Genomic DNA, 10,695 nt, shown 5'->3' on the forward strand with positions numbered 1-10,695 from the left:
TGCCCTCGTCATGCAATCTATGTCAATCCGCACACTGTTCTCATACGTCAGGAGGCTGCCGTTTCAAGAGCAACCAGCAGGTCTCGGTCGAGCTGTTGGGCGATTTCGCCCACCTGCAAATTTTCAAACTGACCGAAGGTGGTGAGCGGGCGATCATATTCAAACGCAACGCCGCCCGTGTCTTCGCGCAGAAGGACTCGGACGGGTGCGTAGAGGCCCGCAGATATGCGATGCCGCGTCATCTTCGATGCCGTCAACGGATTTCCAATGTCGTACTGGACCGACTGACGTTCCAGACCTGCCACCTGTAGAAGCGCACCATGATCCCTGAAGCCGAAAATCGAGAGAGATGGGAGAGCCTCCAGCTCTTGAAGCGCGCGCTCTGTTTGCCGATAACGCAAGAGGGTGAAAATACCGTCATCAATGCGAGGGATAAGCGACTCCAGCTTTGACCTGACGGCACTGAAATCTTTCCCGGAACGGATCGTGACATGGTCGATGCTGATCGTCTTGATGTCTGTCGTAGTCGTCATTTGCTTAACCTTTTCAGTGGTGGGTCGAAGCGCGCCGCCTCGACTGCGTTTGCGCTTCAAAGAGACGAAATACAGAGCGCTTCAACTCGGCGAGCTAACGTCAGCAGGCGACGATCGCCACCAGCGGGAGCATCGATCTCAAGGCCGATTGGAAGGTTGTTGCTCACTCTGCCCATCGGTAGGCTGATGCCCGGGAGACCAGCTCCGCTGGCCGGAATGGTGTTTTTCGCCAGCGCCGCGAAGGTCACTTGCTTGCCGCCGATCAGGAACTCATTTTCCCTGCCAATCTCCGGCGCCGTGCACGGGGTCGTTGGCAGAATAAGTGCCTCAGCACCGCTTTTCGTAAAGGCCTCGGTGAACAGGCGCTGGATTTGTGGCCGGTCGGTGGTGAGCGCTTTGTGATAGGCATCCGCAGCCAGCCATTTGGATCCCGTCGGCAGCACCAGATGCTGCCAGACGTCCCTCAAACCCGGCTTCAGGTCGTCGTAGATTTCTTCAAACGAGGTTGGAATACCGTTGTCCCGAAGAAAGTCGACGATTGCTTCCCTGGTTTCACGGAAGAAAAGGTTCCAGGTCGTTGTGTTGGCGAGCGCCGCAAACTCCTCGCCAAAATCGATCTCAATAACTTCAGCTCCGCCATCGCGCAGTCGACGCACAACCTCGTAGAACCGCGCTTCGACATCGGCGTCGACGAGGTCGAGATATTGCTTCGGAGCATATGCAAACCTCACTCCCTTAAGATCGCCGGGGACAAGCCCCGCCGATGGTGTAGCCTTGGTAACGACCTGATCTATCAATTGGCAATCTTCGACCGAGCGAGCGAAAATACCGGTCGTGTCGAGAACATGAGAAATCGGCGCGACACCATCGCGCCGCCAACGTCCCGTTGTCGGCTTGAATCCCACCACTCCACACAGCGATGCCGGTACGCGGATCGAACCAATAGTGTCTCCTCCGAAGGCTGCAGGAACAATTCCCGCGGCTACAGCCGCGGCCGATCCGCTCGACGACCCACCGCTAACCCGGTCCAGGGCGTGGGGATTTATAACCTGTCCGTAAGGACGATTGTCTCCAGTCAAGCCATAGGACATTTCAACGAGGTTATTCTTGCCGAATACGATTGCGCCGGCCTGTTTGACTACACCGACCACACCCGCATCGTGAGTGGGTATGAAGTCTTTCATATTGCTGACGCCGAGCGTCGTGCGCAGCCCATTCGTCAGGTAGCTGTCCTTCACACCGAGAGGGACGCCAAGTAAGGGGGTGGACGCGCCAGCAGTTCGTGCCTTGTCCGCAGCGCGTGCCGCCGCAATGACGGCCTCCTCATCGATCGTGATGAATGCCTTGAGGTCCGATTTCTCCCGCGCCTGCGCCATGAGGGCTTCGGCGTAGGCTTCCGCTGAGAAGTCGCCGTCGCTCATTGCCCGAGCAGCCTGCGCGACGCCGACCGCCGTAAAGCCAGTTTCGATCGGCTCGCCTGAAATTACTTCCGCTTGCATGAGAGATCCCTCTTTGAGTGTCTGATTCCGCCGCCCACTGGATGAGAGGGTCAGCCAATTAGATTACAGTCATAATATAGAATTATGATCGTAATTCAAGAGCGGTCGAATTTATTCAGATAAGCCGTTGAGGCGATGAACTCATGTGCTTCCGTGAGCGCGATTTTAGGGGCTGCTATTCCGCCACGCTCCCGATGAAAGGTGCTGGATAGTGCTAGAGATGCGAAGATTTCTGTTGAAAGTGTCGTCAAGCTATGACGCGAGACAAGCTTGCATAGCCTTTGATGGCAGGCAGGGTTGAGCAAAGGGAGGACCCTGGCGGCATCTGCGCCCATGATGTCCGACCAAATGGTTGCAAAACGTCCTGTGCGCCACCCTGCAATTTGGACGCCTCACACGTACGTGGGGGCGGGCCAGAGGTCAGCGCGCTATTTCAGGAGAATATCGAATACGACCGACTTGAAATCGAGTAGAGGCTCATCACTTTTTTCAGCCCGCATGCGCAGCAATGCGCCCTCCCAACTGTTCAACACAAACCGGGCCAAAAGCGTCGCAGGCACGGCACGAGCGACCGTTCCCTCATCCTGTGCCTGTGCGATACAACCCTCAAAAAGCTGCGTCCACGATCCGAGATGCATTGAAAGTCGCTCGCGCATCAGGGCGCTGTGATCCGCGACCTCGGCGCTGATATTTCCGAGAAGGCACCCTCTCACGAAGCCGGCTGCCCTGAATGCGTCGATCCTGTCGTCAAAATAACCCGCCAAGCGGGCGAGGGGAGCAATTGTCGCATCGCAAAGCATGCTGCGCAGCTTGTCTTCATTTCGATCGAAATAGGCATCGAGGACTTCGGCGCCGAAAACCTCCTTGCTGGCGAAGTGATTGTAAAACGATCCCTTTGGGACGCCGACACTCTCGGCAATGCCCTGGACACCTGTCGCGGCATATCCGTCGGCATGAAACATCTGCAAACCTGCCTGAACTAGGTTATCGCGGATGCCGGGCTTTGGTTTTGGGCCCCTCCGGCCGGTTGACGAAAATTTCATCCGATACATCCTTGACTAATTAATTCCGACCGGTCACCTTATAATTAGTAGCACCTAGCGAGCCGGTGTCAAGAAACGCAATCTCCTACAGAGCATCCCGCCGTGCCTGAAGCATAGCTGTGGAGCCGTGTCCACGCTATTCGAAGCGACAACCGCCGCCTTCCTCAAATCATGGAGAGAACCATGACCACAACTCCACCCTCAGACGATGGACTTTCCTGGAGGACCCTTAATATCAAACGCCCTGGGCTCAGTCGCGATGTGCCGCCCGGCCACGAAGAGCTGATGTGGGTGGCGAATTCATCAACGCTGATCTACGGCGAACACGACGCCGTCCTGGTCGACACCTTCCTCACCATCGAACAGGCACAGACGCTGTCGGATTGGGTTGCCGCCAGCCGCAAGAATCTGACCGCCATCTATGTCACTCATGGGCACGGCGATCACTTCTTCGGACTGGCACCACTGCTTGAACGTTTTCCGAAAGCCAGGGCGGTCGCGACGCCCGCCGTGGTCGAGGCCATGCGCGAACATTTGTCCCCGGCATCAGTCGAGAACTTTTGGCGCAGGCTTTTTCCAGGACAGATCCCCGATCGGCTGCTTGCGGCTGAACCTTTGGAAAACAATGAGCTGGAATTGGAAGGGCACAAGCTTGTGGCGGTGAACGCCGGATGGACAGATACGGCGAAGTCGACGTGCCTTCATGTCCCGTCGGCGGGGCTGATCGTTGGTGGCGACGTCGTCTATAACGGAATTCATCCCTATCTCGGAGAAACCAACACCGAAAGCAGGCTCGAATGGATTTCTGCGCTGGATAGGCTTGAAGCCCTTGCCCCCCTCACGGTGATTGCAGGACACAAGGTACCGGAAAATCCCGACGACCCGCGCATTATCGGCGAGACGCGGCAATATATCCACGACTTCAATCGCCTGAACGATGCGACGACGACTGCGCGCGAACTCTATGATGCAATGCTGCAGCTTTATTCCAATCGCATCAATGTGGGCTCGCTCTGGGGAGCGGCGAACATTGCGAAGAAGCAGGCTTGAGGCTGGAGACGGGTAGGTCGTCGTGACCGCCTCTCCCTGCGATCCAAGACACGTCCAATTACCTCAATTCGAAAAGAGAATATCCAATGCAAAATATACTCTTGGCAGTTACCGTTACTCTTGCGACTATTTTCGCGACTGCAGCTTCGGCGAACAATAAGGACCGGCTGGACAGCCGCACCATCAGCACGATCGAATCGCGCTTCAATAAGCTCATGGAGCTGGCGAACAAGCATGACATCAGCAGCCTGCACACGATGTTCTGGCAATCGCCGTCCGCTCTTCTCGTCGCGAAGAGTGCCATTCCATCCGAAGGAAACTGGGCAGGCTTTTGGGGCAATGATGCAATCGATCGGAAACTGCACGATATAGCTGCCTCGGGTCCCGTCGTGCTGACCCCCGATCTCTCGAAGCTTAAGATCATTGGATTGACCCCCGATGTCGCGGAATCCTATGCGCCTATGGACATCACCGTCTCCTATGCTGGACAGGACGGAACGCCCAAGCCATTCCTTATGATCATCACCTGGAAGAAAGTCGTGAAGGACTGGAAGGTCGCCTCGGAAATCATATTGCCCATACCGGCAAGCCCTGCGCCTGGGGCCGTTCATCGGGGATAGTAGGCCATTGACCTGTCGTATCGGTCAGCCTTGAGCCTCCTTCTAGATCAAACGGCAGAAACATCGGGCGCATTCCCGCCGAGTGGAACGAATGGGTGGTGAGTTCGGTCCTGGTTTGCGCCTTTTCCCGCCCAACACTGATCTCTTTTGCGGAAGTAAGCCTGTGGTATTTTGAGCTGATCGCTTGGTCCATCGCAAAGGGCAACTGAAATGGAATTCGCCAAACAATATGAGCTGCACGTGCCCCTTCAATTTCGTATCGAACCATGGTCTGAGCCACCTTGCTTGACGCGGCACGTTTCCGTCACCGGTTCAAACTCACATACGGTCGCCGTTTTGTCCGGCAGCACCATTATCCCGCTTGCGTAGCGGCAAGGCTCAGGAGAACGGGACCAATCTAAAGCGCGGCATTTGAAGCCCGACTTTGAGGCGGTTCGCTCACCTGGATCCGCCAGGAGTGATCAGTCCTGGAAGATTTGTGTGTTCAGTAATTTTTTGGTCGTCAGGCGGTCTTCATGACAGCCCCCTCGATGACAACACCCGCGGTGACAAACTTCCACAGCGCGATAAGGAGTTTGCGCGCCAGGGCAACTATCGCGGCTTTCTTTAAGCGTCCACCATTCGACTGAACTCGATCCACAAACCAACGGCTGAGCGCTGATGCTGACTGATTGCTTTGCGGAGCGGTTGATAGCCACTGACGCCTTGAGCAAAGAGTAGCCCCTTCACGCGATTGACATGCCTGACCCGCTCAGCAATCAAAACTTTGCGTTCCCGGCAAATCCGACGCCGATCTTCGTCCTTCGGATCTGGCGCTCTGACCATCGCACATACGCGTGGCTCGCCGCGCTTGAACGCGAGCAATGTGCGCGTCAGGGCCTCTCCATCGATCTTGTCAGTCTTGGCACGCCGACGTCGACGGGAAGTCGCGATCGAAGCTGCGTCGACGACGTAACTCTCGACGCCGTGAGCCTCCAGCACGCGGTGTATCCAGAAGCCGTCCAATCCTGCCTCTTGGATCGTCACGATGGGAAATAACTTCCCTGTTCTCAACCGCGCCTTCTGTTGTAGCTGCTCAAATCGATCCAGCAGCTCGGCTACATTGCCACAGGCCACTACATGCTTCGACATCTTATCGCTGCTGCCTGGCGACAACAAAGTGATCAACCAGGTCGATCGGCTCAGTTCAATGACACAAAAATTGCGCCAAGATCGGTGCGGACAGCGGTCGGATGAATGGATGCAGGTTCCATAAACTGCTCCTCCTGAGCGAGTGTTTTGATGTAACCTCACTCTGCCAGAGCGGCGGCCGCTGTTCACTCCTCATGGGATCTAAAGCCGAAGAGGTGCACCTCACCCGCCCCGATCTGATCTTGCAACCGGATCAGACGGTCAGATCGGGGCTGGCCATCGTGCCGTGTGGCAGCTCAAGGTGACATTTTAACTTTGCACCACAGCGGACATTCCAACTCCTTCGCCACAACAACGCTCCGCTTAATCAACAGATCGGGTTTTCAATCGCTTAGCGCATTAAGCGCGCGGATCGCTGGTTCAAAACCCTTCAAGAGCAGAGATTTCAATTGCGTGGGGTCCGGCTTGAACCGAAAGGCGCCCGGCGCTACCGAGGAGAACGCGGTGACGGGTCGAAGCCGTGCCTTCAATCTGGAGCAATTAAACAGGCAATTTGTCATCACGAAGTAACAAGCGACCCGAAGCGCTCAGGCGGGCTTGCGTTGGTTGGCTCGAAACGCGGCGGGCGGCATCCCATTCGCGCGGACAAAGGCGCGGTTGAACGCGGCTTCAGAGGAATATCCCGCGTCGAACGCGATGATGCTGATCGTCTTATCTCCCTGGAGCAGTTGCTCTCTTGCAAGGAAAAGCCGCCAATCGCGTATATAGGCGATCGGCCCGGAACCGAGAATGTTCTGAAAGCGCTCGGAAAGAACGCTTCGGGAAGCACCCACTTCCTTCATCAGGTCCTTCAACGTCCATGGATAGAGAGGATCGCGATGAATGAGCTGGAGGCATCTCCCGACGATCGGATCCCGAATAGCAGCCAGCCAACCGGTCGTGCGGTTTGGCGCGGCGGAGAGCTGTCGGCGTAGGACTTCAAGCAATACGATCTCGGTCAGGCGCTCCAGGATCGCGATTCCGCCATTGTGCGGGTAGTCCACCTCGTGGACGATTTGCGAGACGACCCCGTTGAGCCAGTCGCCCTCATTGGCGGTGGAGACGTGAATGAATTCCGGCAGTGCCTCGCGAAAGGGCAGAAAGTGCATTGCCTCGCAACGGACATAGCCACAGAGAAAGCGAACGACGCGATCGGAATCGCCGAAGCGTAGGATCGGCGTCTCGGACCAGGGCGGTGGCGGTAGCGCCCCGCCGGGATCGAAGATCTGCCCTCCCGTGCCCGCACCGATAAAATGCGCGCTGCTAAACGGAAATGCCGTTATGTCGCCTTCGCGTAGGGTGGTGCGTCGACCGTTGAATTCAATCCAGCAGGATCCGCCGCAAAGAATGTGAAATCCAATGGCGTCCTTTGGCCTGTAAGACGCCGGTGAAGCATCGGTTTCCCAATCGCCCGATGGCATATAGCAATATTGAAGGGCTTCCGTGATGCGGACCCGGCGCAGCGCCTCGCTCATGAGCGACTGAAGGTTTGCCTGCTCCACTCTTCGAAGCTCCTGTGGAAGCGTTAGCTCAAAGACTTGAACGGTTCCGCCCCGCTTTTTCATCGGCCATGACTGCAGATTGCCGAACGGTTACACGACGTGGTTTTATTATACAGCACAACGCAACGGGCATTTCCCTGGGCCGTCAGCCGTCCAGGCAGCGTAGTTCACTCATGCCTAATATCAACGGTGGAAAATCGATCAATTCAAGCGGCATTTCGGCCAAAGACCCAGATACCATCGCCTTTTAAGGTTCTGTGCAACAACCTGAAAGGAAACTTCCATGGCCGAAACCAACAAGAAACTCGTCATCATGATCACCAAAGGCATCGAATCCGAATTGTCCTCGGTGGCGTTTACGATCGCGAACGGGGCGATTACCGCTGGCCTCGATGTCAGCATATTCCTGACGAGCACCGGTATCGACCTTCTGCGGAAACGCGGACAGACGATGACGCAGGTGGCGCCGCTCGATCCTCTGGCAAAATTGATTGACGATTTTATGCAGAGGGGCGGCGGCGTTTGGGCCTGCACGCCTTGTGTCGCCTCTCGCGGCTATGACCAAGCGGACCTGTTGGATGGCGTGATAATCACCGGCGCCAGCCTCATGCACGCGGCGATCAAAGACGGTGCCGCCACCCTCTCTTTCTGAACGGTAACGCGGCATCAACTACGTTTCCAAGCCGTCATCAATAACCGGCAACTACTGGTCACTCCGGCATTAACGCCCCTTCGCTCTCTAGAGCAAACCGATTGCCGAACAAGAGGAAGTTGCCGCCTTCATTCAACTGCGCGGCCGTTCCACTGGCGAGGTGTCCGGATTTTTCCGAAACCCGCGATTTATGCTTTCTCTGCTTGTAAAGGAAAAGTATCCGTCTGATAGCTACGCAACCCTCCCAATAATGTCCGGACGTGAGTCCAAGGCTGTCGGCCGTTAAATTCCTGCCTGGGAGCGGCTTTTTTCTTTCCTGATTTAGTTTTTCATAATCGGTGCAGGCGATACTCGTTGGCAGGGGAACGATATGCGCAGCAAACTCGCGTGGACAAAGAATGAGCTTGAGGACCTTTTACGGCAGCTGGACGTAGCGCTGGAGGCGTCAGGGATTGGTATCTGGCAGCATAATCTACGGTTAAACCAGACTCGTTGGGACGAACAGCTGCAACGATTGTATGGCGTCAAAAAGGGCGAACTCGATGTTGTCTGGCTCGACAGTGTCCATCCCGAGGATTGCCCGCTGGCGAGTGCAATTTTCGAAGATGCAATCGCCAATAAGAGCGATTACGCCTCTCAGTTTCGCATCATCAGGCCCAATGGTGAGATACGACACGTTCGTTCTCGGGCCAAGTATTTTGTCGACGGCAAAGGTGAGGAATGCTTTATCGGCGCTGAATGGGACGTCACGGAGGATGTGTTACGCAACGAACAATTGGCCTATGAACGCCAGGCTGCGGAGAAAAGCAGAGCTGAAGCCAAATTCGCCGCCGAGCACGATCATCTCACGGGCTTGACCAACCGTCGCGCCTTTGATGAAGCATTCGCGAAACTCGCCACAGGCGCCTTCGATACTGCGGCTCTTTGTCATATCGATATCGACCGCTTCAAGGAGATTAACGATCGGTTCGGTCACGCAGGAGGAGATGCTGTCCTCCGGCACGTTGGTTCGATATTGTCCGGTGTTGTAACCGGGGATGAGATTGCCGCTCGTCTGGGAGGCGATGAATTTGCTATCCTTTCGCCGCAATGCGATGTCCAACGGGCAGGAACTTTGCTTCAGTTAGTTCGCCAGGGACTTTCCAGGCCAATTGATCTGGGTGGTGGACAGCCCATCAAAGTTGAATTGTCGGCAGGAATTGCCCATGCGCAGGGTCCCGAGATCGCCACACTGCTGGCATCGTCGGACATAGCGCTTTACGCCGCAAAGAACGATGGCCGCAATCGAGATGAGGTATTCTCACCGTCCCTGGCAGAAAAACTCAGCGAGGAAAAACAGCTGCTTCAGGACCTGCGCAATGCCGTGGGACTCGGTGAGATCGTGCCCTATTACCAGGTGCAAGTCGAGGCGCGCACTTTCTCAATTTGTGGATTGGAGGCATTGGCGCGTTGGGAGAGCCGTAACGGCCTGATAATGCCTGCCGCCTTTCTTCCCGTAGCAGTGGCGAACGGGTTGATGGCATCTATTGATGACGCCATTCTCCATCGTGTTCTGTTTGACATCAAGCGATGGGAACTGTCTGGGTTCAACGTGCCCCGCGTTTCCGTCAACCTCTCAGCGGCCCGTTTGGCGGATCCGGGGCTTCCGGACAGGCTGCGGTCCGTTGCTATACCTCCAGGTCAGATAAGCTTTGAACTCATCGAGACGATTTTCCTCGACACGCTCAGCAGTCAGGTCAAGGAGAACATCGAGCTTATTCGTCAGCTCGGCATCGAGATTGAAATCGACGATCTCGGTTCGGGGCATGCTTCATTAATTGGCTTGGTCGAACTGCGACCTGAGCGCGTTAAGATCGATCGCCACCTCGTCAATCCGGTGCTTGGGAGTAAAACCCAACGGCGGCTGATCAGTTCACTTATCGATATCGCCAGAGCGCTGGAGATGACTGTCGTTGCAGAGGGCGTGGAAACGATGGAGCATGCCACAATATTGGCGGAGCTGGGCGCCGATGTTCTGCAGGGCTATGCGTTTGGGCGACCCGAAGCGGCAGCGCTGATAGCGCCGCGCCTTTCTGATCAACATTCCGAGCGTGTTCCTCCTAGAGTATTCGCCAATCGTTAACCATCGGAGTTTAATTTCAATGATAGCCGCAGCATTCTCCTCCCGTGCTGCCGCACAAGAAATTGGCCCGAGCCATGTGTGCTCGGGCCTTTTTGATTATTGATCGACAGAGACTAACTACAATCGATGGGCCGTTTCATCGAGCGGTAGTCTCAGCCCATGCTTCATCGCTACATGACATTCCTACGTTCATGGAGGACGTTGGCCGACACCGTAAACTTAACGTCGGTTAGGCGACGGGGTGCCTCCCTGCTCGACCTGCCGATTATATGCGAGCGATCTCCGCCCACATGTTCATGGCAACGGCGCGTAGTTCGCGATGGTGGCCGGCGGAAATGTCGTGTCGTGGGATGTGGAAGAGGTTGGCAATCGGATCTTGAATGGAGACGAAGCGCTGCAACTGTCGCCGTGACTTGAAACGCTTCATGATCCGCTCTCGCTGTCGCACTGGCTGATGGGAATTCTCCGCCCGGTTGTTGAGACCCTTGTGGGATCGATGCTCGA

At 55.9% G+C, this 10,695-nt stretch carries 9 protein-coding genes and 1 pseudogene; 4 read left to right on the forward strand and 6 right to left on the reverse strand.

What is annotated here, in order from left to right:
- Nucleotides 1–47: 47 nt before the first annotated feature.
- From PH552_RS33145 to PH552_RS33155, 3 genes are all read right to left on the reverse strand, one after another.
- Nucleotides 48–533 (reverse strand): DUF302 domain-containing protein, encoded by a 486-nt coding sequence (locus tag PH552_RS33145; RefSeq protein ID WP_113251499.1) that lies wholly within the window; start codon nt 531–533, stop codon nt 48–50.
- A 56-nt stretch (nt 534–589) separates the two neighbouring features.
- A complete protein-coding gene (locus PH552_RS33150) occupies nt 590–2,032 on the reverse strand; it encodes an amidase family protein (RefSeq protein WP_113251500.1) in 1,443 nt (480 codons plus the stop codon).
- A 428-nt stretch (nt 2,033–2,460) separates the two neighbouring features.
- Nucleotides 2,461–3,084: a TetR/AcrR family transcriptional regulator gene (locus PH552_RS33155; protein WP_350223722.1), complete on the reverse strand. Its 624-nt coding sequence runs from the start codon at nt 3,082–3,084 to the stop codon at nt 2,461–2,463.
- Between the two features lie 174 nt (nt 3,085–3,258).
- On the opposite strand from PH552_RS33155, the gene PH552_RS33160 reads away from it, so the two are divergent.
- Nucleotides 3,259–4,125, forward strand: a complete 867-nt coding sequence (locus PH552_RS33160) for an MBL fold metallo-hydrolase (RefSeq protein ID WP_285166663.1) — start codon at nt 3,259–3,261, stop codon at nt 4,123–4,125.
- Nucleotides 4,126–4,211: 86 nt separating this feature from the next.
- Nucleotides 4,212–4,745 carry a hypothetical protein gene (locus tag PH552_RS33165; RefSeq protein ID WP_113251503.1) on the forward strand — a complete coding sequence of 178 codons (534 nt, stop codon included), beginning with the start codon at nt 4,212–4,214 and terminating at the stop codon, nt 4,743–4,745.
- 502 nt (nt 4,746–5,247) lie between these two features.
- Here the strand turns inward: PH552_RS33165 and PH552_RS33170 are convergent.
- A pseudogene (locus tag PH552_RS33170) lies at nt 5,248–5,998 on the reverse strand (IS110 family transposase).
- A gap of 465 nt (nt 5,999–6,463) precedes the next feature.
- Nucleotides 6,464–7,417, reverse strand: a complete 954-nt coding sequence (locus PH552_RS33175) for an AraC family transcriptional regulator (protein ID WP_162737065.1) — start codon at nt 7,415–7,417, stop codon at nt 6,464–6,466.
- A 283-nt stretch (nt 7,418–7,700) separates the two neighbouring features.
- On the opposite strand from PH552_RS33175, the gene PH552_RS33180 reads away from it, so the two are divergent.
- Both PH552_RS33180 and PH552_RS33185 read left to right on the forward strand, forming a co-directional pair.
- The gene (locus PH552_RS33180) at nt 7,701–8,069 is read left to right on the forward strand and encodes a DsrE family protein (protein ID WP_113251505.1); all 369 of its coding nucleotides are present in this window, start codon (nt 7,701–7,703) and stop codon (nt 8,067–8,069) included.
- A 370-nt stretch (nt 8,070–8,439) separates the two neighbouring features.
- Nucleotides 8,440–10,191 carry a putative bifunctional diguanylate cyclase/phosphodiesterase gene (locus tag PH552_RS33185; protein WP_113251506.1) on the forward strand — a complete coding sequence of 584 codons (1,752 nt, stop codon included), beginning with the start codon at nt 8,440–8,442 and terminating at the stop codon, nt 10,189–10,191.
- Nucleotides 10,192–10,456: 265 nt separating this feature from the next.
- Here the strand turns inward: PH552_RS33185 and PH552_RS33190 are convergent.
- A partial coding sequence (locus PH552_RS33190; protein WP_285166528.1) for a DDE-type integrase/transposase/recombinase occupies nt 10,457–10,695 on the reverse strand: 239 nt, incomplete at its 5' end.

Source organism: Rhizobium aureum (assembly GCF_030182495.1).
GTDB classification, from domain to species: Bacteria; Pseudomonadota; Alphaproteobacteria; order Rhizobiales; family Rhizobiaceae; genus Rhizobium; species Rhizobium tropici_C.